Annotated in this window: 24 protein-coding genes; 19 read left to right on the top strand and 5 right to left on the bottom strand. The window is 71.5% G+C overall.

Annotated elements, in window-relative coordinates:
• Positions 1–12 precede the first annotated feature (12 nt).
• The 3 genes from ACFYPG_RS09385 to ACFYPG_RS09375 are packed head-to-tail and all read left to right on the top strand — an operon-like array spanning position 13 to position 1,036.
• Entirely contained in the window at positions 13–180 is a 168-nt protein-coding gene (locus ACFYPG_RS09385; RefSeq protein ID WP_081883916.1) for a DUF4244 domain-containing protein, read from the top strand.
• A gap of 47 nt (positions 181–227) precedes the next feature.
• Positions 228–623: a TadE family type IV pilus minor pilin gene (locus ACFYPG_RS09380; protein ID WP_387351837.1), complete on the top strand. Its 396-nt coding sequence runs from the start codon at positions 228–230 to the stop codon at positions 621–623.
• Positions 623–1,036: an Rv3654c family TadE-like protein gene (locus ACFYPG_RS09375; protein WP_355004898.1), complete on the top strand. Its 414-nt coding sequence runs from the start codon at positions 623–625 to the stop codon at positions 1,034–1,036. The genes ACFYPG_RS09380 and ACFYPG_RS09375 overlap by 1 nt, the downstream gene beginning before the upstream one ends.
• Positions 1,037–1,352: 316 nt before the next feature.
• On the opposite strand, the gene ACFYPG_RS09370 is transcribed toward ACFYPG_RS09375, so the two are convergent.
• The 3 genes from ACFYPG_RS09370 to ACFYPG_RS09360 form a co-directional block, all read right to left on the bottom strand.
• On the bottom strand, positions 1,353–1,931 hold the full coding sequence (locus ACFYPG_RS09370) for a hypothetical protein (RefSeq protein ID WP_238668797.1): 579 nt from the start codon (positions 1,929–1,931) through the stop codon (positions 1,353–1,355).
• 164 nt (positions 1,932–2,095) lie between these two features.
• Positions 2,096–2,305, bottom strand: a complete 210-nt coding sequence (locus ACFYPG_RS09365; protein ID WP_355004899.1) for a hypothetical protein — start codon at positions 2,303–2,305, stop codon at positions 2,096–2,098.
• A gap of 98 nt (positions 2,306–2,403) precedes the next feature.
• On the bottom strand, positions 2,404–4,824 hold the full coding sequence (locus tag ACFYPG_RS09360) for a DEAD/DEAH box helicase (protein ID WP_387351279.1): 2,421 nt from the start codon (positions 4,822–4,824) through the stop codon (positions 2,404–2,406).
• A 140-nt stretch (positions 4,825–4,964) separates the two neighbouring features.
• Between ACFYPG_RS09360 and ACFYPG_RS09355 the strand changes: the two genes are divergently transcribed.
• The 9 genes from ACFYPG_RS09355 to ACFYPG_RS09315 all read left to right on the top strand — a co-directional run bounded on the left by ACFYPG_RS09355 (position 4,965) and on the right by ACFYPG_RS09315 (position 15,269).
• Positions 4,965–5,321: an STAS domain-containing protein gene (locus ACFYPG_RS09355; RefSeq protein ID WP_355004901.1), complete on the top strand. Its 357-nt coding sequence runs from the start codon at positions 4,965–4,967 to the stop codon at positions 5,319–5,321.
• Positions 5,318–5,755, top strand: coding sequence for an ATP-binding protein (locus ACFYPG_RS09350; RefSeq protein WP_387351277.1), 438 nt, complete (start codon positions 5,318–5,320; stop codon positions 5,753–5,755). The genes ACFYPG_RS09355 and ACFYPG_RS09350 overlap by 4 nt, the downstream gene beginning before the upstream one ends.
• Before the next feature lie 316 nt (positions 5,756–6,071).
• Positions 6,072–8,432, top strand: a complete 2,361-nt coding sequence (locus tag ACFYPG_RS09345) for a sodium-translocating pyrophosphatase (RefSeq protein ID WP_355004902.1) — start codon at positions 6,072–6,074, stop codon at positions 8,430–8,432.
• A gap of 103 nt (positions 8,433–8,535) precedes the next feature.
• Positions 8,536–9,075 (top strand): hypothetical protein, encoded by a 540-nt coding sequence (locus tag ACFYPG_RS09340; RefSeq protein ID WP_355004903.1) that lies wholly within the window; start codon positions 8,536–8,538, stop codon positions 9,073–9,075.
• Positions 9,066–9,812 (top strand): hypothetical protein, encoded by a 747-nt coding sequence (locus ACFYPG_RS09335; RefSeq protein WP_387351275.1) that lies wholly within the window; start codon positions 9,066–9,068, stop codon positions 9,810–9,812. Before ACFYPG_RS09340 ends, ACFYPG_RS09335 begins: the two co-directional genes overlap by 10 nt.
• 426 nt (positions 9,813–10,238) lie before the next feature.
• Positions 10,239–13,079 carry a type I DNA topoisomerase gene (gene topA, locus ACFYPG_RS09330; RefSeq protein WP_387351273.1) on the top strand — a complete coding sequence of 947 codons (2,841 nt, stop codon included), beginning with the start codon at positions 10,239–10,241 and terminating at the stop codon, positions 13,077–13,079.
• 170 nt (positions 13,080–13,249) lie between these two features.
• Complete coding sequence (locus tag ACFYPG_RS09325) at positions 13,250–13,876, top strand: TetR/AcrR family transcriptional regulator (protein ID WP_387351271.1); 627 nt, start codon at positions 13,250–13,252, stop codon at positions 13,874–13,876.
• Entirely contained in the window at positions 13,873–14,172 is a 300-nt protein-coding gene (locus ACFYPG_RS09320) for an antibiotic biosynthesis monooxygenase (protein ID WP_355004907.1), read from the top strand. The genes ACFYPG_RS09325 and ACFYPG_RS09320 overlap by 4 nt, the downstream gene beginning before the upstream one ends.
• Positions 14,169–15,269 (top strand): SGNH/GDSL hydrolase family protein, encoded by a 1,101-nt coding sequence (locus ACFYPG_RS09315; protein ID WP_387351269.1) that lies wholly within the window; start codon positions 14,169–14,171, stop codon positions 15,267–15,269. Before ACFYPG_RS09320 ends, ACFYPG_RS09315 begins: the two co-directional genes overlap by 4 nt.
• 119 nt (positions 15,270–15,388) lie before the next feature.
• On the opposite strand, the gene ACFYPG_RS09310 is transcribed toward ACFYPG_RS09315, so the two are convergent.
• Positions 15,389–16,705 (bottom strand): D-arabinono-1,4-lactone oxidase, encoded by a 1,317-nt coding sequence (locus ACFYPG_RS09310; RefSeq protein ID WP_387351267.1) that lies wholly within the window; start codon positions 16,703–16,705, stop codon positions 15,389–15,391.
• A 226-nt stretch (positions 16,706–16,931) separates the two neighbouring features.
• Between ACFYPG_RS09310 and ACFYPG_RS09305 the strand changes: the two genes are divergently transcribed.
• Positions 16,932–17,537 carry a TetR family transcriptional regulator gene (locus ACFYPG_RS09305; protein WP_355004910.1) on the top strand — a complete coding sequence of 202 codons (606 nt, stop codon included), beginning with the start codon at positions 16,932–16,934 and terminating at the stop codon, positions 17,535–17,537.
• A gap of 50 nt (positions 17,538–17,587) precedes the next feature.
• Here the strand turns inward: ACFYPG_RS09305 and ACFYPG_RS09300 are convergent, their stop codons facing one another.
• A complete protein-coding gene (locus ACFYPG_RS09300; RefSeq protein WP_387351265.1) occupies positions 17,588–18,793 on the bottom strand; it encodes an amino acid deaminase/aldolase in 1,206 nt (401 codons plus the stop codon).
• Between the two features lie 307 nt (positions 18,794–19,100).
• On the opposite strand from ACFYPG_RS09300, the gene tmk reads away from it, so the two are divergent.
• The 6 genes from tmk (at position 19,101) to ACFYPG_RS09270 (ending at position 25,045) form a co-directional block, all read left to right on the top strand.
• Positions 19,101–21,200, top strand: coding sequence for a dTMP kinase (gene tmk, locus ACFYPG_RS09295; RefSeq protein ID WP_355005188.1), 2,100 nt, complete (start codon positions 19,101–19,103; stop codon positions 21,198–21,200).
• Complete coding sequence (locus ACFYPG_RS09290; protein ID WP_387351263.1) at positions 21,200–22,459, top strand: DNA polymerase III subunit delta'; 1,260 nt, start codon at positions 21,200–21,202, stop codon at positions 22,457–22,459. Before tmk ends, ACFYPG_RS09290 begins: the two co-directional genes overlap by 1 nt.
• Positions 22,460–22,581: 122 nt before the next feature.
• The gene (locus ACFYPG_RS09285; RefSeq protein ID WP_053659404.1) at positions 22,582–22,911 is read left to right on the top strand and encodes a YbaB/EbfC family nucleoid-associated protein; all 330 of its coding nucleotides are present in this window, start codon (positions 22,582–22,584) and stop codon (positions 22,909–22,911) included.
• Position 22,912: 1 nt separating this feature from the next.
• Entirely contained in the window at positions 22,913–23,218 is a 306-nt protein-coding gene (locus tag ACFYPG_RS09280) for a type VII secretion target (RefSeq protein ID WP_355004913.1), read from the top strand.
• The gene (locus ACFYPG_RS09275; protein WP_355004914.1) at positions 23,218–23,898 is read left to right on the top strand and encodes a hypothetical protein; all 681 of its coding nucleotides are present in this window, start codon (positions 23,218–23,220) and stop codon (positions 23,896–23,898) included. The genes ACFYPG_RS09280 and ACFYPG_RS09275 overlap by 1 nt, the downstream gene beginning before the upstream one ends.
• 307 nt (positions 23,899–24,205) lie before the next feature.
• Positions 24,206–25,045: a regulatory iron-sulfur-containing complex subunit RicT gene (locus ACFYPG_RS09270; RefSeq protein WP_357198373.1), complete on the top strand. Its 840-nt coding sequence runs from the start codon at positions 24,206–24,208 to the stop codon at positions 25,043–25,045.
• Positions 25,046–25,166 lie beyond the last annotated feature (121 nt).

The following is a 25,166-nucleotide window of genomic DNA, read 5'->3' as shown; positions in this document are numbered from 1 at the left end:
AGGGAAACAGTCATGCGCAAACTCATCGCCCGCCTGCGCGGTGATGCCGGAATGAACACGGCCGAGTACGCCGTGGGCACCCTCGCCGCGGTCGCCTTCGCCGGGATCCTGTTGAAGGTGCTGACCTCCGGCAACGTCCAGTCGGCACTGACCGCCGTCATCGACCGGGCACTGAAGTGATCGAGCGCCGGCAGGCCGGCCGCGATCCAGGTTCGAGCGTTCCCGGGCTGGCGGCACGCGGCGGGCGGAGACTTCGCGTCCTCCCGCGGACCGTTGGCGGGGACCGGGGGTCCTTCACCGCCGAACTGGCGGCCGGCCTGCCGGCGCTGCTCCTGCTCCTGCTGGCCGGCCTGACCGCTGTCAACGCCGTCAGCGCACAGGCGGGTTGCCTGCACGCGGCCCGGGAGGCTGCGCTCGCCGCCGCCCGGGGCGCGGACGGCGGCGCGGAGGGTGACAGCGCGGCGCCGCCGGGCGCGGCGGTTTCAGTGTCCGTCGACGGTGACCGGGTGCGGGCGACGGTACGGGCACCCGTCCGGACGTTGGGCGGCCGGCTACCGCGGATCACAGTGGTCGCCACCGCGGTCGCCGCCGTCGAACCGGGCGCGCACGAGGGGAGCTGGTAGTGCGAAGAGATCCGTCACCCGGCACCGGTCACCCACCGGCTTCCGGGGAGCACGTTGACGGCCGGCCGGACCGGCAGCGAGGTGGCGCTACGGTCCTGCTGCTGGCGATGGGGCTCGTCTTCGTGGTGTTCGGGACGTTCGGCGCCGCCATCGTCGCCGCCGGAATGGCGAGCCAGCGGGCGGCGGTAGCAGCCGACCTCGGCGCGCTGGCCGGGGCGGCGCGGGCGCTCGACGGCGACGCCGCAGCGTGCGCGTCCGCATCCGACCTCGCCGGTCGCAACGACGGCCGGCTGGTCGGCTGTCACCTCGACGGGATGGACGTGCTGGTGACGGTCGAGGTGGCGTTCACACCACTACCCGGCCTGACCCGGGTGGCTACGGCGAGCGCCCGCGCCGGCCCGGTACGTAGTTGAGCCGGGTGGTTGCCCGCCTGACCGGCGTCGTGGTGTCAAACGCGGGAACGGGTCGTTGCGCGGCTGACGGAGCTGGGGCCATCGGGGATTGGTGGGCGCTACGGAGCTGAATCGTTTACGACGCTGGGCGTGATGCGTTTACGACATCAGCTCCAAAGGGGGAGCGGACCGCATCCGGGGGCAGGGGGGCCAGGGCGCCTGCGGCCCGCCGGCCGGGACTGGTTGAGGTCCAGGTCCCGGCCGGCAGCCGAGGATTGGGTGGCCGCCACGGCGACCGTGGAGGGTCGCCGCACCGCCGTGGCCCGGGCCGGGTGTGTCAGCGGGCCTGGAGCGCGTCGAGGGCGACGGCCATCGCGATGACCAGGCGACGGTCGATCTGCGGGTTCTGCACCTCGACGACGTACTTGTCGCGCAGGCCCCACTTCTTGACCACCGTGAAGACCGGCTGACCGCCTGCGGTGAAGTCGAAGTGGTACGGCAGCCAGGACAGCGAGTCGACGAATCGACGCAGCAGTGCCACCGGCATGCTCCGCTCCTGGCCCGTCACCTGCGGCAGACCGGCCTGCTCGACGTGCCAGGTGGAGCGCAGCAGCGACTGGGCGAAGTCCTTGCGGAACAGCCCGATCGGGTTGCCGGCCGCGTCGGTGACGTCGTACGTGGCGCCGAGGTCGATGCGCTGGCGGGCCTTGAAGCCGAGCAGAGGCTGCTGCTTGGAGTCGTCCGTGTAGATGGTCACCTGCTCCTTGAAGGCGAGCCGCTTCTGCTGCGCGAACGCCAGCAGCTCACCCTCGGTGCCGTCGGGGGCGACCGCCCGGACCTCGTACTGGTTGACCATCATGCGCAGTCGCTGGCGGATGTGGAACTGGTGCTGGCCCTGCAAGTTGTCGAGCTGCATGTGCACTCCTCCGGGGGTTGGTGCGCCGGAGTCTCGCACAGCCCCACAACCGTCGCGTCCCTGCCGCCCTTGTTCAGCTGCTGCTGGGTAGCCGTCGAGGTCGCCGGACGACTACCCAGCACGGAGTGGTCACTGGTGCCCTGGCAGGACCACTCCGAAAGACGTCAGCGACTGTCGACGGAGTTCGCGGCCCGCAGCGACCAGGTGTTCAGCACCTGGTGGATGCCGCGCAGCCGCTCGTTGATCTGTTCCAGCCGTTCCGCCTGGGCCAGGGCGGCCAGTGCCGACCCCAGCGCGATCTGCTGGTCGAGGGTGAGATTGTCCTGGTCGATGGTGTAGAGCAGGTCGACGGTTTCGGCGATGGTGTCGGCCACGGCTTCTCCTCGGGCACGGGGGCGGTCGGCAACATGGGCATCGATGGAAGCGCTCCCACACCATTGTGCCCCGTGCCAGGCCGATTCATGCAAGCCGCTCAGTCCGGCAGGTTCGCCAACACCACGTCGAGCACCCGGATCGCGTCCGGCTTGGAGAGGGGATTGTTGCCGTTGCCGCATTTCGGTGACTGCACGCAGGACGGACAACCGGCCTCACAGCCGCACTCCGCGATCGCGTCCCGGGTCGCCCGCAGCCACGCCGCCGCCGTCCCGTACGCCCGCTCGGAGAACCCGGCACCACCCGGATGCCCGTCGTAGACGAAGACGGTCGGCGCCTCGGTGTCGGGGTGCAGGGCGGTGGAGAGCCCGCCGATGTCCCACCGGTCGCACGTGGCCATCAGCGGCAGCAGGCCGATCGCGGCGTGTTCGGCGGCGTGCAGCGCACCCGGCACGTCGGCCGGCTGGACCCCGGCGAGGGCCAACGACTGCGGTGACAGGGTGAACCAGACCGCCACAGTGCGAAGCTCCCGGGTGGGCAGGTCGAGCGGCCGGGTGTCGATCACCTCGCCGGTGGCGATCCGCCGCCGCTGGTACGACACCACCTGACTGGTCACATCCACCTCACCGAGGAACATGCCCACCGGGCCGGCGTCCACGTACGAGCGCACCGACACCACCGACAGGTCGGTGACGTCGCGGGCGTGGGTGGACCAGTCCGGCTCCTCGGCGCGTACCAGCGCGCAACCGTCGGCCAGGTCCAGCTGGTCGACCACGTACGAGACGCCCTGGTGCAGATAGACCGCGCCGGAATGCAGCAGGAAGTGCGACGAGCCGCCGTCGACAGTGCCGAGCAGCCGGCCGGTCGACGACTCCACCACCGCGACCGGGGCGCCGCCCTCGCCGCGCAGGTCCACCTCTGGCCGCTCGCGGTGCCGCCAGTACCAACCGGTGGGCCGCTGCCGCAGCGCCCCCGCCGCGACCAGCTCGTCGACCGCCTCCTTCGCCCCCTCGCCGAAGAGCGCCAGGTCGGCAGGTGTGAGCGGCGCCTCCACCGCGGCGCAGGCCAGCTGCGGTGCCAGCACGTAAGGGTTGGCCGGGTCGAGCACCGTCGCCTCCACCGGCGCGCCGAAGATCGCCTCCGGGTGGTGCACCAGGTAGGTGTCCAGGGGGTCGTCCCGGGCCACCAGCACCGCGAGGGCCTCCTGCCCGGAACGCCCGGCGCGGCCCGCCTGCTGCCACAGCGACGCCCGGGTGCCCGGGTAGCCGCAGATCAGCACCGCGTCGAGCCCGACCAGGTCCACGCCCAGCTCCAGCGCGTTGGTGGAGGCCAGGCCGAGCAGGTCGCCGTGCAGCAGCGCCCGTTCCAGCTCGCGCCGCTCCTCCCGCAGGTAGCCACCCCGGTAGGCGGCCACCCGGTCGCCGAGCCCCGGAACCGCGTCGTCCAGCGCTCGACGCGCGTTGGTGGCCACCACCTCGGCGCCCTTGCGGGAGCGGACGAAGGCGAGGGTGCGTACTCCCTCGGCGACCGTGTCGGCGAGCAGGTCCGCGGTCTCGCGCAGCGCCGACCGGCGGACCTGGTGGAGCTCGTCGTGTTCGCCCGTCGCCTGCGGCGGCACCGGGGTCGAGGCCGACGAGTCGGGTGGCAGCAGCGGCGGTTCCCAGAGCGCGAAGGTGACCCCGCCGCGGGGGGAGGCGTCCTCGGTGACCGCCGTCACCGGCAGCCCGGTCAGCCGCCCGGCCGCGGTGGCCGGGTCACCGGACGTCGCCGAGGCGAGCACGAACACCGGGGTGGCCCCGAACCGGGCGGACTGCCGGCGCAGCCGACGCAGCACGTGCGCGACGTGCGAGCCGAACACGCCCCGGTACGTGTGGCACTCGTCGATCACCACGTACGCGAGTCGGCGCAGGAAGCCGGACCACTGGGCGTGCTTGGGCAGGATGCCGTGGTGCAGCATGTCCGGGTTGGTCAGCACGAACCGGGAGTGCCGCCGGATCCACTCCCGCTCGGTGCGCGGAGTGTCCCCGTCGTAGCAGGCGGGGCGTACCCCTTCCAGCTCCAGCGCGGAGACGGCGCGCAACTGGTCCGCGGCGAGGGCCTTGGTCGGTGCCAGGTAGAGCACCGTGGCCCGGGGGTCGGCGAGCACTGTGGCCAGGGCGGGCAGTTGGTACGCCAGTGACTTGCCGGACGCGGTGCCGGTGGCGACGACGACGTGCTGGCCCTCGTACGCCAGGTTGGCAGCCTCGGCCTGGTGCTGCCACGGCGCGACCACGCCGCGTCGGGTGAACGCCGCGCGCAACTCCGCCGGTGCCCACGACGGCCACGGCGCGGGCACCCCGGCGCGGGCCGGCACCCGCTCGACGTGGGTGACCGGGTCGGCGGCGCCTCGGGCGCGTAGCCGGCGCAGCAGGTCGGCGGGCGCTGGCCCGGTGCCGGGAGCAGCGGATACGGTGGCCGCGGACGACGACTCCAGGTCGTGGCGCGGCGTGCCGCGCGCGGAGCTGAAGTCGTTGGAGGTCACGCCCTGCACTCTCGCACTGGTGTTCGGAGATGAAAAGTCGGACACCGGGGTAAGGGAAAGCCTCCGCTGGCGTCCGCAGGCCGCCCCGGCGGTAGTGGTTAGATGCCCACGAGAGTTTACGGCTCTGGCGAGGAGGACCGATGGAGCTGTCACTGGCGACCCGCACCGTGGGCGAGCACACGGTGCTCGAGGTCGGTGGTGAGGTGGACGTCTACACCGCGCCCCGGCTCCGTGAGCGACTCCTCGAACTGATCGACGGTGGCGCACGTCACGTGGTGGTGGACCTCGGTCGGGTGGACTTCCTCGACTCCACCGGGCTGGGCGTGCTGGTCGGCGCGCTCAAGCGGCTCCGCTCGGCCAGCGGTTCGTTCGCGCTGGTCTGCGACAAGGAGCCGCTGCTCAAGATTTTCCGGATCACCGCGTTGGACCAGGTGTTTCCGCTGCACCCGACGGTCGACGCGGCGGTCAGCGCCGACTCGGCGGGCGCCGACGCGTGATGGCGACAGTCAAGCTCTCCTTCTCGCCCGCTCCGGTGCACGTGCGCACCGCCCGCCTGGTCGGCGTCGCCGTTGCCCGGCGGGCCGGTGTGCGGGAGGACCTGCTGGACGAGGTGCGCCTGGCCATCGGTGAGGCGTGCACCCGCGCGGTGGCCCTGCACCGGCAGTACGGCCTGGCCGACCCGGTGCTGGTTGAGATGTCCGACGGTGGCTCGTACGCCGTGCGGGTGGTGGACCGGGCGCCGATCGAGGCGGGTATTGGTCTGTCCGCGCTGCCGCCCGACGAACTGGCCAACGAGTCGCTGACCGATGAGGCGCTCACCACCGGCGTCGGCTTCGCGCTGCTCGCCGGTTTCGTCGAGGACCTCCAGGTGCGCCCGGTCGACGAGGGCATCGGCACCGAGGTGCGGATGGTGTGGCCGGTCGGCCGCTGACCAGTTCCGCTGCGTAGGCCGCGTCCCCTGCTGGGGATGCGGCCTTCTTTGCATGGATCGGGCCCTATATCAGATTTCGTTTCATAACACAGCGACGAAGATCATCGCGACACGGTGCCACCTGGGTGTGACCTCCAACACTGTGGAGGGCTACAGTACCCGGGTTGTCAGCAAGTGACCTATCCCGCAGCCAGCGGGTATGGGTGTTCATCGCTGGTCCGCTGGTGGGTTGGCGCGCGCTTGCGAGTCCGCATCCAGGCGTCGGTCAGTGCGTCTCCACTCACCGGCGCGATTGTTCGGTAACAGGAGGACACAGATGTCCGAGACCTTGGCCGCCGACGGCGGCGGGCTTTCCCTTACCGGAAGCAATGTCACCTACGTCGTCATCGCCGCGGTTGTCGCGCTGGTGGCGCTCGGTTTCGCTGCCGCCCTGACGAAAACGGTGCTGGCCGCTGGTAAGGGCACCGAGAAAATGCAGGAGATCTCGGGGGCCGTCCAGGAGGGCGCCTCGGCCTACCTGCTCCGACAGTTCCGCACCCTGGCGATCTTCGTGGTCATCGCCGTCGTGCTGCTCTTCCTGCTTCCGGTGCACGACACCGACGGCAGTGAGCTCGCGGTGAAGCTCGGCCGGTCGCTCTTCTTCGTGGTGGGCGCCCTGTTCAGCGCGTTCATCGGCGGTGCCGGCATGTGGCTGGCCACCAGAGCCAACCTGCGGGTGGCCGCCGCCGCGAGGGAGCGGGCAGGCGGCCGCGAGGCGGCCATGAAGATCGCGTTCCGGACCGGCGGTGTCGTCGGCTTCTTCACCGTCGGCCTCGGCCTCTTCGGTGCCGCGCTCGTCGTTCTGATCTACCGGGGCGACGCGCCGACAGTGCTGGAGGGCTTCGGCTTCGGCGCCGCCCTGCTCGCCATGTTCATGCGGGTCGGTGGCGGCATCTTCACCAAGGCCGCCGACGTCGGCGCCGACCTGGTCGGCAAGGTCGAGCAGGGCATCCCCGAGGACGACCCGCGCAACGCCGCCACCATCGCCGACAACGTGGGCGACAACGTCGGTGACTGCGCCGGCATGGCCGCCGACCTGTTCGAGTCGTACGCGGTCACGCTGGTCGCCGCGCTGATCCTCGGCCGCGCCGCGTTCGGCGAGGAGGGCCTGGTCTTCCCGCTGATCATCTCCACCATCGGCGTGCTGATCGCGATCGTCGGCGTCTTCATCACCCGGCTGCGTGCGACCGACCGCAACGCCCTGACCGCGATCAACCGGGCCTTCTACCTGTCGGCTGTGCTCTCCGCGGTGCTGGTGGCTGTCGCCGCCTTCGCGTACCTCCCGGCGACGTTCGGCGAGTTCGACAGCGGGCTCACCGACGCGCCCGGCAACCCCCGGCTGGTCGCCATCGGCGCGGTCGTGATCGGCATCGTGCTGGCCGCCGCGATCCAGGCGCTGACCGGCTACTTCACCGAGACCAACAGGCGACCGGTGCAGGACATCGGCAAGAGCTCGCAGACCGGTGCCGCAACCGTCATCCTGGCCGGCATCAGCATCGGTCTGGAGTCGGCGGTCTACTCGGCGCTCCTGATCGGCGCCGGCGTCTTCGGGGCGTTCCTCCTCGGCGGCAGCTCCATCACGCTGTCGCTGTTCGCGGTGGCGCTCGCCGGCACCGGCCTGCTCACCACTGTCGGCGTGATCGTCGCGATGGACACCTTCGGGCCGATCTCCGACAACGCCCAGGGCATCGCCGAGATGTCCGGTGACCTCGACGAGCACGGCGCTCGCACGCTCACCGAGCTGGACGCCGTCGGCAACACCACCAAGGCGATCACCAAGGGCATCGCGATCGCCACGGCGGTCCTCGCGGCGACCGCGCTGTTCGGCTCCTACACCGACTCGCTCCGCAGCGCGTACGAGGACGCTGGCGTGGGCGACGTCGGTACGGAGATCCTCAACTCGCTGAACGTGGCGAACCCGCGCAACCTGGTCGGCCTGATCATCGGCGCGGCGGTGGTCTTCCTCTTCTCCGGGTTGGCCATCAACGCGGTGTCCCGCTCGGCCGGTGCCGTGGTGATGGAGGTCCGCCGGCAGTTCCGTGAGCTGCCCGGCATCATGGACGGCACCCAGCGCCCGGAGTACGGCAAGGTCGTCGACATCTGCACCCGGGACGCGCAGCGCGAGCTGATGACCCCCGGCCTGCTCGCCATCCTGGCGCCGATCGCTGTCGGCTTCGGCCTCGGGCCCGGCGCGCTCGCGGCGTACCTGGCCGGTGCGATCGGTGCCGGAACCCTGATGGCGGTGTTCCTGTCCAACTCCGGTGGGGCCTGGGACAACGCCAAGAAGCTGGTCGAGGACGGCGCGTACGGGGGCAAGGGCTCCGAGGCGCACGCCGCCACTGTCATCGGCGACACCGTCGGCGACCCGTTCAAGGACACCGCCGGCCCGGCGATCAACCCGCTGATCAAGGTGATGAACCTGGTCTCGCTGCTGATCGCACCCGCCGTGGTGGCCTGGAGCGTCGGCGACGAACGCAACGTCGGCCTGCGGGTCGGCATCGCGCTGGTCGCGACGCTGATCATCGTGGCGTCGGTGGTGTTCAGCAAGCGCAAGGGCATCGCGATGTCCGACTCGGACGCTGACGGCAACACCGGCGCGGGCAGCACCGACCACCGCCCGGAGACGGTCAACGCCTGACCCAGGAACGGCCCGGGGTCCCCGGTCGACGTAGCCCGTCGACCGGGGACCCCGGCCGTCCGGCCCGATGCCACACCTGGCCAAAGGCCGTACGCTGCAACGCATGCGTACGTGCCGGGCGTCTGCCGCCGGAAAGCTCACGGTGGTCCTGGCCACGATCGTCGTTCTGGCCGGCTGCGGCGGCGGCCCCAGCCCACGGGCCTGGGCGGCCTCGGTCTGTGGCGCCCTCACCCCGTGGCGCTCCGAGATCAACAAGTTGACCAGCAGCACCGACGAGCAGATGACCGCGCAGACCACGCCGGCGCAGGCCAAGGAGAACCTGGTGCGGCTCTTCGACGGGGCGGAGCAGGCCAGCGAGGCCGCGCGCCGCAAGGTCGAGAAGGCGGGCATCCCGGAGGCGGAGAACGGCGAGGCCATCTCCGCGGGTTTCCGCAGCTCGCTGGGGAAGATGCGGGACGCGTACGGCCGTGCCCGGGACACCATCGACGGCCTGGGCACCGGCGAGCCGACGGTCTTCTACGACGGCGTGCGGGCCGCCGTGGAGACCCTCAACAAGGAGTACGACGCCGGCGCGCTGGACACCAGCAAGCTCAACTCCGAGGAGTTGAAACAGGCATTCGACGAGGTGCCGGAGTGTCGCTGAGCGGGCTCGGTGACACCGGGAAGGCACAGCCGCCCCCGGCGCTGTTCCCCGCGCCCGAGTCCGACACGCCCACTCCCGGGCGACGCCGTGGCGGCGCGCCGCAGGACCGCCCGTCGCCGGACGGCCCGGTTCGGAACGGCCCGCCCCAGACGGACGACGCGGGCCGGCAACTTGTCTTCTTCGGCGCGGATGCGGCCGAACCGACAGTCGCCGACCTGGCCGGGCTGCTCGCCGGGCCGGCCGAGGTGGTCCGGATGGGCGGCACCGCCCGGCTCTCGGTGCAGGTGGACGCCGCCTGGCGGGTGCACGTGCTCGTCGCCGAGCTGGCGTCGCGTGGGCTGGCGGCGAGCTGGGAGCCGACCGAGGGCGCGCGACACGCCGTTCGTACGTCGTACACCCGGATCTTGAAGCCGCTGGCGGCCGCCTGGCTGCACGGTACGACGAAGCGTCCGCCGGCCGCTTTCCACCTGACCGGTCGGCGTTTGCGGCTGTGGCTCGCCGCCGCCGGGACGCCGGAGCCTCCGGACTGCTTCCTGTTGCGCCTGGGCGTCGACGACCAGGAGTGTTGGGAGCCGATCGGCGTGGCGCTCGCCTCGGCGGGGCTGGCCGGGGCGCTGCTCGGCCCGGGTGAGGGCGGCCCGGCGTACCGGATCACCGGCCGCCGCCGGTTGGCGCGGCTCGCCGAGCTGGTCGGCGGGCCGCCGCCCGCGACACCACCCGAAGCCTGGCCAACCTGACCCACCCCTCATCGTGTCGATCATGGAGTTGTGCTGGGGGATTTATTGCTCTCCCGGGGCTAAAACGCCCACCATGAGTCCATGATCGACGCGGTTGGGCGGCGGCTTGAGACGGTGCGGCCGGGTGTCTGGTGCCGGACAGACGGCGGGTCGATCCAGGCGGAAAACGGGCGGGTCGTGGGCCCGCCATCGTCACAGTGACCCGCTTCGAGCCCTACCCACGGTGTACGGTGGCGCCGTCCGGCAGTGCCGAGCGCGGCGGAGCGGCGTCGACAGCCGCGTCGAAGCGGTTTGCGGCCCGCGAAACCCGAAACGCGGGCGGCGCGTTACGTTGGACATCCGGACCGCCGGTGCGACGGCGGGGTCGAAAGCGGTCGCTGTCCGGGCGCCGGCAGGCCACGAGCAGGAGTGAGGTCGGGGAGAGACGTGCCGAGCAACGCTGGAACCACCCGTCTGGTCATCGTCGAGTCACCGGCGAAGGCCAAGACGATCTCGGGCTACCTCGGCCCGGGGTACGTCGTGGAGGCCAGCTTCGGTCACGTCCGCGACCTGCCACGCAACGCCGCCGACGTGCCGGCCAAGCACAAGAAGGAGCCCTGGGCCCGGCTCGGGGTGGACGTCGACAACGGCTTCCAGGCTCTCTACGTCGTCTCCGCCGACCGCAAGCAGCAGATCAGCAAGCTTGTGAAGCTGGCAAAGGAAGTCGACGAGATCTTCCTGGCGACGGATGAGGACCGCGAGGGCGAGGCCATCGCCTGGCACCTGGTCGAGACGCTCAAGCCCAAGGTCCCGGTCAAGCGGATGGTCTTCCACGAGATCACCAAGCCGGCGATCCAGGCGGCGGTGGCTAACCCCCGGGAGATCGACCGCGATCTGGTGGACGCCCAGGAGGCGCGCCGGATCCTCGACCGCCTGTACGGCTACGAGGTCTCCCCGGTGCTGTGGAAGAAGGTCATGCCGCGGCTCTCGGCAGGCCGGGTGCAGTCCGTGGCGACCCGCATCGTGGTCGAGCGGGAGCGGCAGCGGATGGCCTTCCGCACCGCCGAATACTGGGACATCCTGGCCAGCCTCGCGGTGGCCAACGCCGGTGAGGGCCCGCGTGCGTTCAACGCCACCCTGATCGCTCTCAACGGCGACCGGATCGCCACCGGTAAGGACTTCGAGCCGACCACCGGTCGCGTCCGGGCCGGCGCTGGCGTCGTGCACCTCGACGAGAGTGGCGCCCGGGGTCTCGCGGCCCGACTGGAGGGGCGGCCGTTCACCGTCACCCGGGTGGAGGAGAAGCCCTACCGCCGTCGCCCGTACGCGCCGTTCATCACCTCGACCCTCCAGCAGGAGGCGGCCCGCAAGCTGCGCCTGTCCTCGCAGCAGACGATGCGCACCGCGCAGCGCCTGTACGAGAACGGCTACATCACCTATATGCGTACCGACTCGGTCAACCTGTCGGAGACCGCCATCTCGGCGGCCCGCCGACAGATCGTCGAGCTGTACGGCGAGCGCAGCGTTCCGCCGGAGCCGCGCCGCTACACCGGCAAGGTGAAGAACGCGCAGGAGGCGCACGAGGCGATCCGCCCGGCGGGGGACAACTTCCGTACGCCGGGTGAGGTGGCCAAGGAGCTGTCCGCCGAGGAGTTCAAGCTCTACGAGCTGATCTGGCGGCGCACCATCGCCTCGCAGATGACCGACGCGGTCGGCTCCAGCGTGTCGGTGCGCATCCGGGCGGTCTCCACCTCGCAGGAGGAAGCCGACTTCGGCGCGACCGGCAAGACCATCACCGACCCGGGCTTCCTGCGCGCCTACGTCGAGTCGAGCGACGACGAGAACGCCGAGGCCGAGGACGCCGAGCGTCGGCTGCCCACCCTGGTCAAGGACCAGCCGCTGACCGCCGACGAGCTTGCCGCGCAGGGCCACCACACCCAGCCGCCGTCGCGCTACACCGAAGCGTCGCTGGTCAAGGCCCTGGAAGAGCTGGGCATCGGTCGCCCGTCCACCTACGCGTCGATCATGCAGACGATCCAGGACCGGGGGTACGTCACCAAGCGCGGCCAGGCGATGATCCCGACCTTCCTGGCCTTCGCGGTGATCGGGCTGATGGAGCGGCACTACCCCCGCCTGATCGACTACGACTTCACCGCCACGATGGAGAACGAGCTGGACGAGATCGCCGGCGGTGACCACGCGGCGGTCGACTTCCTCACGGCGTTCTACTTCGGCAGCTCCAACGGTGCCGGCGACCAGGACATCGCTCGTTCCGGCGGGCTCAAGAAGCTGGTCACCGAGAACCTCAACGACATCGACGCCCGCAGCGTCAACTCCATCCCGCTCTTCACCGACGACGACGGCCGCGAGGTCGTCGTGCGGGTCGGCCGCTACGGGCCGTACCTGCAACGGGAGCTGCCCGGCGGCGAGCAGCCGGCACCGGCCGCGGCTTCCGGTGAGGGCGAGGAGGGCGGCACCCAGGGTGACCGCGCGCCGATCCCCGAGGGCCTGGCCCCGGACGAGCTGACCCCGGAGAAGGTGCACGAGCTGTTCCTGGGCGGCAGCGGCGAGCGCAAGCTCGGCGACGACCCCGGCACCGGCGAGCCGATCGTGCTCAAGTCCGGCCGGTTCGGCCCGTACGTGTCCAGCGGCGAGCGGAAGTCGTCGTTGCTGCGTACGCAGACCCCGGACTCGCTGACCCTGGAGGAGGCGCTCAAGCTGCTCAGCCTTCCCCGGCTGGTGGGTGTCGCGCCGGACGGCGTCGAGGTCTTCGCGAACAACGGTCGCTACGGCCCGTACGTCAAGCAGGGCGAGGAGTTCCGTTCGCTCGAGTCCGAGGACCAGATGTTCACTGTCAGCCTGGACGAGGCGCTGGCTCTGCTGGCCGCCCCGAAGGCCCGTGGACGGCGTGCCGCGGCACCGCCGCTGCGCGAGATGGGCGTGGACCCGGCGACCGAGAAGCCGATGGTGATCAAGGATGGCCGGTTCGGTCCGTACGTGACCGACGGGGAGTTCAACGCGTCGCTGCGACGCGGGCAGACGCCGGAGGCGCTGACCATCGAGGAAGCGTCCGAGATGCTGGCCGAGAAGCGGGCCAAGGGTCCGGCGCCGCGGAAGAAGGCGGCGGCGAAGAAGGCGCCAGCGAAGAAGGCAACTGCCACGAAGAAGACGGCCGCCGCCAGCAAGTCCACGGCCGCGAAGAAGACCACCACTGCCAAGGCGACGGCGGCGAAGAAGGCTCCGGCGAAGAAGGCCGCCCCGCGCAAGGCCGCCACCAGCACGGAGTAGCCCTGCCGCGCCGTCTGATCCGTCGGGCGGCGCCGTTCCGACGCTCCAGATCTTGGACAGTTTCCGTCTTGTCTGAACGGGAACTGTCCAGGATCTATTTTTTGGTGTTTCGGGTCACGAGAGCGGCCGGGGCCCTTCGCGTTTCGCCGGTACCGTCGTACCGTATGGCCATGCCGATAAGGAAGAGGCGTGCGGGCGGAGAGAAGCGGGATGCCGTTCTCGACGCCGTTGCCGGCGTCTTGGCCAGCCGCGGTTACGAGAACACCCGCTTCACGGACGTGTCGGCTGCCGGTGGGGTAGCGATCAGCACCCTCCAGACCTACTTCGGCTCCCGCGAAGACATGATCATCGAGGCGATGCAGGTGTTCACCGACCGGGAGGTGGAGGCCCTGCGAGCCGTCTCCACCGCCGAGAACGATCCGTGGCGACGACTTGTCGCGTTAATCGACCGGAGCCTGCACAACTCGGAGCAGACCCGGCAGGTTCTGGTCGAGTTCTGGCGCTCCGCGATGCGCGACGACGAGCTGCGCGACTACAGCGCCAACGTGCAGGAGCGGTACCGGGCACCCTTTTTGGCCGCCGTCCGGGAAGGCGCTGCCCGTGGTGCGTTCACGCTGGCCCACGACGCCGAGGCGGTGACGGACCTCCTGCTCTCTGCGCTGGCCGGTCTGATCATCTCTCGCGTCCAGCACCATTCCACGCCGGCACCGGCGGACTTCCGCGATGTCCTCCTGACCCAGCTCAGGCTGATGCTGGGCGTCAACGGCTCCCGAACCGAACGGATCGAGACACGATGACCACCGTCGAAATCACCCGTTTCCGCGTCCCTGCCGAGCGCGCGGACGCCCTGCTGGCCGCGCGGCCGGCGATGCTGCGTGACTTCCAGGCCGACCGTGGTGGCTTCCTCGGTGCGCGACTGATCCGGCTGACGGCCGACGAGTGGCTGGACCTCGTCTTCTGGGCCTCGTCCGAGGACTACGCCGAATCCCGTCGCCGGGGGGCCAACCTGCCCGGCATCCAGACGTTCTTCGCGCTGATCGAATCAGTGATCAGCATGGAGGAGGGCACCACCACCGACCTGGACCGGCCATGATCTGGACCGCCGGTTTCCGTACCGGGTTGCTCAGCCCGTACGAGCAGCTCCAGTTCAGCGAACCCCGTGGCTTCGCCGACCAGACCGTCCGTCAGGTGCTGCACCTGGCCGGCGGCGGGGAGGACTTCCGGGTACGGCTGACGAACCGCTACGGCCGCACCCCGTTGACCATCGGGGCTGCCACGGTCGCCGTCGGCGGCCAGTGGGTCGCCCTCACCGTCGACGGCGCGGAGCGTCACGTCATCCCGGCGGGTGAGGAGGCGGTCACCGACCCGGTGGGCATCCCGGTCGCGGCCGGCACGGATCTGGTGCTGAGCCTCTATCTTCCGGAGCGGACCGGTCTGGCCACCCATTCGCACAAGCCGGCCGAGGTCGCCCGGATAGTCGACGGCGATCACGTCACCTCTCCCGATCTGGTCGGGGCCGAGCAGGTCGAGGCCAGGTACCACCTCGCGGGCGTCGACGTGCTCGCCCCCCCGGACACCGCCGTCGCCGTTGCCTTCGGCGACTCCTGGTTCGAAGGCGTCGGCACCACGACGAGCGCGAATCGTCGCTCGGTCGACGTCCTCAACCGGCGTCTGAAGCGCGGGTGGGTGGTCAACCAGGGCATCGCCGGGAACCGTCTCCTACGCGACGGCGTCGGTGAACACGCGCTGGCGCGCTTCGACAGTGACGTCCTCTCCATCCCCGCCCTGACCCACGTCCTGGTCCACTTCGGTATCAACGACCTCGGTCTCCCGGTCATGTTGGGCGAGCCGGCCGTCACCGCCGACGCTCTCGTCGGGGGCTTCCGGGCGCTGGCGGACCGCGCCCACGGCGCCGGTCTGCGGGTCGTCGTCGCCACCATCGGCCCCTTCGCGGGCGCCGGCCCGGAGATCAGCACGCCGGAGGGCCTCGCCACCCGACGCGAGGTGAACGACTGGATCCGCACGACGGACGCCTTCGACGCCGTCTTCGATGTGGCGAGCGCCGTCGCGGACCCGCACGCCCCCGACCACATCCACCCGGCGCTGGACAGCGGCGACGGCATGCACCTGAACGACAGGGGCGCGGAGGCGATGGCCGACGCGGTGAACCTGGACGACCTGGCGCTTTAAGGCCTGTTTCATAAGAACTGGCCGGCCTGCGCCGGGCCCGGACGACGACTCGGCTCGACCGCCCTTATGGAACAGGCCTTGGCACTGCTCACCGCGACGGCGCGTACAAACGTGAGCCGTCAGACCCCGAGGACGTGCTTCAGGTGGGGGTTGGTGAAGACGCGGTGCGGGTCGAGCCGGTCGCGGACGGCCTGGAAGTCCGCGAAGCGGGGGTACGCGGTGGCCAGCGAGGCGGCGTCGCGGTAGTGCAACTTGCCCCAGTGCGGGCGACCGCCCAGCCCGGCGGCCACCTGCTCGAAGGCCCGGAAGTACGGCTCGTACGGCATGCCGACGTACTGGTGCACGGCGATGTAGGCGTTGTCCCGGCCGTAGCCGTGCGACAGCCAGACGTCGTCGGCGGCGGTGAATCGCACCTCCACCGGAAAGAGCACCTTGAACGGCAGGCCGTCCACGATCCGCTGGAGCGCGGCGAGCGCCTCGGGCAACGCCTCCCGGGGCAGGCCGTACTCCATCTCCACGAAGCGGACCCGGCGCGACGTGCAGAAGACCCGGTCGGAGCGTCCGGTGTACTGCCGTTCGGTGAGGGCGCGGGCGGACACCGCGCTGATCCCCGGGGCCAGCGCGGGCACGACCCGGCCGAGACGGCAGGCGCCGGCGAAGACCCGGTTGGGCAGGAATTCGTCGTCCAACCAGCCGCGCCAGCGGGACAGCGGCCGGTCGTTGGCGGGTACCCGGTCGTTGGCCTTGACCTGCACCCGGGACGTGTACGGGAACCAGTAGAACTCGACGTGGTCGTGTCGGCCGATCAGCTCGGGTAGTTCGCCGAGCACGTCGGCCAGTTCGGCCGGTCGTTCGTGGGCGCGCAGGACGAAGGCGTCCACGCAACGCAGGGTCACCTCCACTAGGACGCCGAGCGCGCCGAGCGACACTCGGGCGGCGGCGAGGACGTCGGGATGCTCGTCGGCGGAGCAGCGCAGCACCTCGCCGGTGCCGGTGACCAGTGTGATCGCCTCGACGAAGGTGGAGAGGCACCCATAGGCGGCTCCGGTGCCGTGGGTGCCGGTGGAGATCGCCCCGGCGACGGTCTGCGCGTCGATGTCGCCGAGGTTGGGCAGTGCGAGGCCGTGCCGGGCGAGCAGGCCGTTGAGCGTGTGCAGGGTCATGCCCGCGGGTACGGTGACCAGTCGGTGTGCGACGTCCACGCTGACGGTGGTGTCCAGGTCGGACAGGTCCATCCGACGGTCGTCGGGGAGCGCGACGGCGGTGAACGAGTGGCCGCTGCCCGTCACCCGGATCCGACCGCCGTCGTCGGCGGCGGATCTGACGGCTTCTACGACGTCGGTCGGCGAGCCGGGGCGCAGGATCGCGCTGGCGCTGCCACGCTGGTTCCCGGCCCAGTTGGACCATCCAGCCCCGAGCGGTGCGGTGCGGACCATGCGCGCTCCTCATTCATGAATATGAACTGACTTCATATCAGGAACGTTCTAGCTGGTAAATACCGCAATTGCGATCCGCTCGTTGTACCGGTAGTCACGGACTCGTGACGTGGAGATATGTTCATCCGTCGAAGGGGGGTGGCGCAGAGTGTCCACACCAGCCGCCACGACCGGGCCGCTGCGCCGCGTACCGGTGCAAGGTCGAAGTGTCGCGCGGGTACAGCGCATGTTGGATGCCTGCGCCGAACTCGTCGACGAGGTGGGGTACGAGGGGCTGACCACCACCCTGCTCGCCGAGCGGGCCGAGGTGGCGATCGGGTCGGTCTACCAGTTCTTTCCGGACAAGCGAGCCATCGTGCAGGCGTTGACCCTGCGGACCATGGAGTCCTACCTCCAGCGCCTCGACGAGCGGTTCGCCTCCGACGAGATGACGCACTGGTGGGACGGCGTCGACGCGGGCATCGACGAGTACATCACGATGCACCGCACCGTCCCCGGCTTCCGTACCCTGCACTTCGGCGACGTGGTCGACCTGCACCTGCTCGACGAGCAGCGGGACAACAACGGCGTGATCGCCGACCAGTTGGCCCGGGTGCTCACCGAGCGTTTCGGGCTCACCGACGTGCCCAAGCTGCGCTTCGTGCTGGAGATCGCCGTCGAGGCGGCGGACGCGCTGATCAAGCTCGCGTTCCGTCGGAAGTCCGACGGTGACGAGCGGGTGCTGCTGGAGGCGAAGGCGTTGATCCGGGAGTACCTGCACCGCCAGGTCGACGGCCCGGACAACGGCCGGTCCGCAGTCGGCAAGCAGGCCGAGGCGCCCCAACCCGCCTGAGTCGGCGCGGGGCGCCGGCCCCGGCCGGCGGTGGGGGCGGCTGTCCGGTCTCAGAGGAAGGCCTGCCCCTCACCCCGGTAGGTGGGGACGGTCGCCACGACCGTGTCGCCCTCGATCAGGTGCAGCTCGTTGACCCGTTCACACAGCTCACCCGCCTTGGCGTGCCGGAACCACACCCGGTCGCCGACGCGCAGCCCGGCTGCCGCCGCTCCGGACAGCGGAGTCTGCACCTCGCCGGCGCCCTCGGCGCCGACCAGCTTCAGCCCTACCGGTAGCCACGGCCGAGGCAGTCGACTGTCGGCGGCCGGACCGGAGGCGATCCAGCCGCCGCCGAGCACCGTCGCCAGTTCCGGCGTCGGTCGGCGGACCACAGCGCAGGCGAAGAACGCCGCCGGGGTGGGCCGCCAGGCGCGGTACGCGTCGAACAGCGTCGGCCCGTACAGGCCCGATCCCGCGGTGATCTCGGTTACCGCGGGATCGGCGCTGGTCGCGGCCATGCTGCCGGTGCCGCCGCCGTTGACGAACTCCAGGTCGGCGTGCTCGCGTACCGCGGCGACCGCCGCGCCACGGCGGGCCAGCAACTCGCGGTACGACCCGCGCTGGGCCAGCCTGATCGCGCCCGCCAGCAGCGTATTGCCCGGCGGCGCGTCACCCAGGCCGGCGATCTGCGCCTCGTACGACATCAGCCCGACCAGCCGGAAGCCGGGCCGACCGGCGACGGCGGCGGCGAGCGCGCCGGCCGCCCGGGCGCTGTGCACCGGTGAGCGGCGGACGCCGACGTGCACCCCGCGCAGCGGTCGCCAGGAGGCGTCCAGATCCAGGCAGAGCCGTAGCTCGGCGCGCTGCCCCGGGGCCTTGATGGCGTCGATGAGGTCGAGTTGGCCGGTGCTGTCGATCATCAGGGTGATCGCGGCGGCGAGTGTCTGGTCGGCGCCCAGCTCGGCGAGGGCGGCCCGGTCGGCGCTCGGGTACGCGACCAGCACGTCGTCGCTGACGCCGGCGCGGACCAACCAGATCGCCTCGGGCAGTGTGAAGGCCATCACGCCCTGCCAGTCGGGCCGGGCGAGGGCTCGACTGATCAAGTCCCGGCTGCGGACCGACTTGCTGGCGAGCCGGACCGGTTTTCCCGCTGCGCGGTCGGCCAGGGCGGCCGAATTGGCGTCGAAGGCGGTGAGGTCGACCACCGCGTACGGGGGGTCGAGGTGGGCAGTCGCCCGATCCAGGCGCTCGCGAAGTTTGTCGCTTTCGATGGCCACGTGTGCACGCTAACTGTCTGACGGAGAATGCGAAATACCCTCGCGTACGTCCGGGCTGCGGTCGGTACCTTCGGCGGCCTAGGCTCAGCGAGCAGGAGAATGTCGCCCGGGGGGTGGCCCCCACCGGGTCTAGAGTGTTGCACCGGAGGTGCCCAGCGATGGGCCGGCACGTGGAGGTACGGCCATCGAAAGCCAGAACAGCGGCGAGTCGCCCGGCGTGTCGCGCTCGGGTGACCAGTCGGACAACGCCGCCACGCAGCCCAACAGCGGTCAGGTTGATCCGTCCGGTTATGCCGCGATCCGGTCCGTGCTGCGCATCCGGCCGTTCCGCCGGCTCTGGATCGTGCTCGGCGCGGCCTCCTTCGGTGACTGGCTCGGCCTGCTGGCCACCGCACTCTTCGCCGCCTCGCAGGTGCAGGGCAGCACCGCCCAGGGCGCCGCGTTCGGCGGGGTCACCGCGATCCGGCTGCTGCCCGCGCTGGTGCTCGGCCCGGTGGCCGGCGTCTTCGCCGACCGGTTCGACCGGCGCTGGACGATGGTCATCTGCGATCTGCTGCGCTTCGTGCTCTTCGCGTCCATTCCGCTCTACGCCCTCAGTGGGGCCGCGGGCGGCCTGGTGGTCGGCTGGGCGCTGATCGCCACCTTCCTGATCGAGTCGCTCACCCTCCTCTGGATCCCGGCCAAGGAGGCCGCGGTCCCGAACCTGATCCCGCGGGCCCGGCTGGAAGCGGCCAACCAGCTCACCCTGATCACCACGTATGGCCTCACCCCGATCGCCGCCGCCATCGGCCTCGCCGTGCTCGACCGTGGCGTCCGTGGCGCCGCTGGCGGCGACCTGCCGAACTGGGCGGAACCGGCCCAGCTCGCACTCTGGTTCAACGCCTTCTCCCGGCTCGCCACCGCACTGGTGGTGGCGTTCGGGATCAAGGAGATCAGCGAGGCGCAGCGCGGCGAGGCGGAGCGTGCCGAGCAGAGCATGTTCCGGCAGTTCTCCGAGGGCTGGAAGTACATCGGCCAGACCCCGCTGGTGCGTGGCCTGGTGCTGGGCATCTTCGGCGCGTTCGCCGGTGGCGGCATCGTGGTCGGTACCGCCAAGTTCTTCGCCAACTCGCTGGGCGCCGGCGACGCCGCGTTCTCACTGCTCTTCGGCGCCATGTTCGCCGGTCTGGCGCTCGGCATCGGGCTCGGCCCGATGGTCGTCAAGGAGATGTCCCGGCGTCGCTGGTTCGGCATGAGCATCGTGCTGGCCAGCGCCGCCGTGATGACCCTCGCCTTCGCCATCCACCTGTCCATGGCGATCGTCGGCGCGGTGCTGGTCGGCGCCGGCGCCGGCATGGCCTTCCTGGCCGGCACCACGCTGCTGGGCGGGGAGGTTGCCGACGAGGTGCGCGGCCGGGTCTTCGCGGTGGTGCAGATCGGCACCCGACTGGTGCTGATCCTGGCCATCGGGCTGAGCAGCGTGCTGGTCGGCGTCGGTGGCTCGCGCAAGCTGGAGATCGCCGACCTCGGCATCTCCGTCTCCTCCACCCGACTGCTGCTGCTCGCCGCCGGTGCTGCCGGCATCTTCGCCGGGATCAGCGCGTTCGGCCAGATGGACGACAAGAAGGGCGTCCCGGTCCTCGCCGACCTGTGGGGCTCCATCCGTGGCCGTCCGCTGATGCCCGCCGAGCCGTTCGTCTCCGCCGGGCTCTTCGTGGTCTTCGAGGGCGGCGAGGGCGCGGGGAAGTCCACCCAGCTCACCGCGCTCTCCGAGCGGCTGCGCGGTCACGGCCGAGAGGTGGTGCTCACCCGCGAGCCGGGGGCCACCGGCGTCGGCCGGCGAATCCGGTCGCTGGTGCTGGACACCTCCGGCGACGACGCGCCCTCCCCCCGGGCCGAGGCGCTGCTCTACGCCGCCGACCGGGCGCACCACGTGGCCACCGTCGTCCGGCCCGCGCTGGTTCGGGGCGGCGTGGTGATCAGTGACCGGTACGTCGACTCGTCCCTGGCGTACCAGGGCGCCGGCCGGACACTGCCCGTCGACGAGGTCTCCTGGCTCTCCTCCTGGGCCACCGGTGGGCTCAAGCCCGACCTGGTGGTGCTGCTGGACGTCGAACCGCGCACCGGTCTGTCCCGGGTGGCCTCGCGCAACACCGGCACCGACCGGCTGGAGGCCGAGTCGGTCGCCTTCCACGAGCGCGTCCGGTACGCGTTCCTCGACCTCGCCGCCGCCGACCCGAAGCGCTACCTGGTGCTCGACGCGTCCCGGCCGGCCGACGAGATCACCGGGCTGGTGGTCCGGCGGGTCGAGGAGATGCTCGGCAAGCCGGGTGGCATCGTGCACCCGCGACCGGCGCAGGGCCCGGACACCTCGGTGCAACCTGAGTTATCCGACGCGGAGCTGGTGACGATGGAGCACAAGACCTGATGCCGGACGTCTTCGCCGACCTGGTCGGCCAGGACGAGGCGGTGGTCGAGCTGCGGCGCGCCGCAGCGGCGGCCGCCGCCGTCCTGCGTGCTGGCGCAGCCGCGTTGGTCACCGCCGGCCCGAACGGCGGTAACGGGTCCGCGGGCGACGACGCAGTGACCGGCGTGGACCCGTCCGCCGGGATGACGCACGCGTGGATCTTCACAGGGCCTCCCGGTTCCGGCCGCTCGGTCGCCGCGCGCGCGTTCGCCGCCGCACTCCAGTGCGTGCACGGCACCGGCTGCGGTGAGTGCCCCGGCTGCCACACCACGATGGGTGCCACCAACGCCGACGTGCGGATGGTGGTGCCGGAAGGGCTCTCCATCGGCGTCAGCGAGATGCGCGCCCTGGTGCTCCGCGCGGCCAGCACCCCGTCCGGCGGGCGCTGGCAGGTGGTGGTCATCGAGGACGCCGACCGGCTCACCGAGGCCGCCGGCAACGCGCTGCTCAAGGCGATCGAGGAACCACCGCCGCGGACGGTCTTCCTGCTCTGCGCCCCGTCCACCCACCCGGACGACATCTCGGTGACCATCCGGTCGCGCTGCCGGGTCGTACCCCTGCGGCAGCCGCCGGCCGCAGCGGTGGCCGAGGTGCTGGTTCGTCGGGACGGCATCGCGCCCGACGTGGCGCAGTGGGCGGCGTCGGCCGCGCAGGGTCACGTGGGTCGGGCCCGCCGACTGGCCCGCGACCCGGAGGCCCGCAAACGACGCGAGGCGGTGCTCGCGGTGCCGCGCCGGTTGACCGGTGTCGGCGCGGCGTTCGACGCGGCGTCCGCACTCATCGAGGCGGCCGAAGCGGAGGCCGAGGCGTCGGTCACCGAGGCCGACACGACCGAGCGGGCGGCACTGGAGACCGCGCTCGGCGCGGGCGGCACCGGCCGGGGCGCGGCCGGCGCCCTGCGAGGCGCTGCCGGGCAGCTCAAGGAGCTGGAGAAGCGGCAGAAGTCCCGGGCCACCCGGGCCCAGCGGGACGCACTGGACCGGGCACTGGTCGACCTCGCGGGCTTCTACCGGGACGCGCTCACCATGGCGCTGCGCGCACCCGTCGCCCCGGTGCACACCGACACGGCCGCGCTCGCCGGTGCTGGCGCGCAGAAGTGGGACGCCGACGGGGCGCTGCGCCGGCTGGAGGCCGTGCTCGCCTGCCGTGCGGCGATCGAGGCGAACGTCAAGCCGCGGATCGCGGTCGAGGCGATGATGCTCGCTCTCTGGAAGGGCTGACCCGCACTTCCCGGCCGTTGTCCACAGGCATCGACAGGCCCGATTGCGGTGCGGTACGGTCCCTGTGCCGTGGTGACGGTGGCACCACACTGAGTGATGAATCACCCGGGAGGAGTCGGCCGATGCCGCGGGGGGAGATCGACGAGGCCTGGATCGAGGAAGCGGTGCGACGCTACCGCCGGATCGAGTCCCTCCAGGCCGAGTTCGACCAGGCGGTGTCGACCGTCGAAGTGACCGTCCGCTCGCCGGACGGCCTGGTCGAGGTGGTGGTCACCGCCGGTGGACGGATCACCGACGTCCGGTTCCTCGGGCCGCTGCACAGCCGCAGCCCGCGCGACGTCGCCGGTTCCGTGCAGGCTGCGGTCACCGCGGCGGCCGACGCCGCCGAATGGGCCCGGGAAAAGCTGCACAACGAGACGTTCGCCGCCTACCGACCGCTCGCGGGGGCCTGAGATGGACACACTGCGCGCGCTCTCCGCCCGACTGGACGAGGCGAGCGCCACGCTCACCGTCATTTCGCACACCGTCACCGCCAGCGATCCGGCCCAGGCCGCGTTCGGCGCCGACGCACCGGGTCGCCCGGGCGAGATCGGTCGGGCGCTGCACCGGCAGTGGACCACCGCCACCGACGACCGGGCCCGGGAGGCCCGCGCCGCGGCCGGTCGACTGGCCGCCGCCGCGGCTGCCGTGCGGGAGGCCGCCGACCGCTACGCCGAGGTCGACCGGGCGGCCCGCCGCCGGCTCACCGGGGAACCGTGATGGACGCGCTGGACCGGCTCGCCGAGCCCGGCCTCGACCTGCTCCGCCGGGTGGACAGACTGATCGCGGCCGGTGTCCCCGAGGGGCACCGGGTCTGGCCGCTACTGCGCCGCATGCAGGTGCTGCCGGGCGACGCGGTTCGCGGCTTCCTCGACCTGCACCCCGTGCCGCTCGCCAGCGCCGGCCACGCGGTGCGCCGGCTCGTCCGGGGGTACGACGACGTCTCCGCCGCGCTCACCGACCCGGTGCTCTGGTCCGGTCCGGCCGCCACGGCGTACGGGCACCAGCGGGCGGCACTGCTGCGCCACCTCGACGAGGGGCCGGACAGCCTGGTCGGGCGACTCGAATCCACCGCCGGTTACGCCGACGCCCTCGCCGACTGGGTGGAGGGCAGCCGACTCGCGCTGGCCCGCACGTTGGCCGATGTGCTCCGCTCGGCCGAAGCGGTCGCCGTGGTCGCCGCCACCGCCGCCGGTGCGTCGACCCGCCCCGGGCCGGTCGGGCCCGGTGTGGCCGACGCCGCCGAGATCGCCGCACGGGTGCTGGCGGTGCTCTGCGTCGCGTACGACGGTGCGGAGACGCTGCTGCGTCAGTGGGGGCCGAGCCTGGCCGAGACCGCGTGGCGTCCGCCAACGGAAGGGCGTCCCCACTACGACCAGCCCACCCGGGTCGGCTGGTAGCTGAGCCCGGCCCTCCGGCCGTGACCGTTCTGCCTCGGACAGGCCACGGCGTCGCTCGCGGGCGCCTGACCTGAAGCCGGCGCCCACGGCGACGCCGTGGTCTTCCCCCTGCACCCCCGCAGGTCTGCCTCCACTCAACGCCGCCGAGGCACGTCTTGTCTCCTGCCCGGCCCCGGATTCAACCGTCCGGGCGAGCAGCAACGGCACGACGGGACGCCAGGCAATAGGTCGAGTCGACGGTCATGAATGGCAGCGGGGCGTAGCCGGCCGGTGCGCCTTGCGCCGTGACCCGTCGTAGGGTGGGGGGATGGGCATGCTCTGCGCGGTCAGCTTCAACCGGTACGGGCGGCTCTACTACCTCGACCCGGGCGAGTTGCGTCCGCAGGTGGGCGACCGGGTGCTGGTGCCCACCGATGACGGGCCCGAGGTGGCGGAGTGCGTGTGGGCCGCGCAGTGGGTGACCGAGGAGACCGACGGCTTCCCCCGCCTGGTCGGGTTGGCCGGCGATGACGACCTCCGCCGGGACGAGGCGTTGCGTCGCCGCAAGGCCGAGGCCAAGGTGGCCGCGAAACGGCTGATCCGCTCGCACGGCCTGCCGATGAAGGTGGTGGCGGTCGACCATGTGCTCGGCTCCGCCGAGAGCGGCGGTGAGCGCAGCACCGTCTACTTCACCGCCCCGCACCGGGTGGACTTCCGGTCCCTCGTCCGCGACCTGGGCGCGACCCTGCACTGTCGGGTGGAGCTGCGCCAGCTCTCCGCCCGCGACTCCGCGCGGGTGCAGGGCGGCATCGGCTCCTGCGGTCGGGACCTGTGCTGCGCCACGTTCCTCACCGACTTCGAGCCGGTGACCATCCGGATGGCGAAGGACCAGGACCTTCCGCTCAACCCGCTGCGCATCTCCGGCGCGTGCGGGCGGCTGATGTGCTGCCTCAAGTACGAGCATCCGCTGTATCAAAGATTTCAGGAGACCGCCCCGGCGGTCGGCAGTCGGGTCTCCACCCCCGAGGGTGACGGCCGGGTCGTCGGCCACAGCGTCCCCCGCGACGCGGTGACCGTACGCCTGGACGCCGACGGCTCGCGCTCCATGTGCTCCCGCGCCGACGTCTGCGGCTCCCGCCAAGCCCACAACCAGCAATACACCCCCTAACCCACCCCACCCCCTAACCCACCCCCCCGGACCACCGGCCCCGCCTCTCCGGCGTTGATCATGAAGTTATTGCCATCCCGAACGGCGTGTCGGGGCAATAACCTCATGATCAACGCCGGCA

Origin of the sequence: Micromonospora sp. NPDC005553 (genome assembly GCF_042871765.1) — a bacterium.
Taxonomy (GTDB): Bacteria; Actinomycetota; Actinomycetes; order Mycobacteriales; family Micromonosporaceae; genus Micromonospora.
Note: the sequence above shows the minus strand (reverse complement) of the source record. Positions and strands in the feature narration are given on the sequence as shown.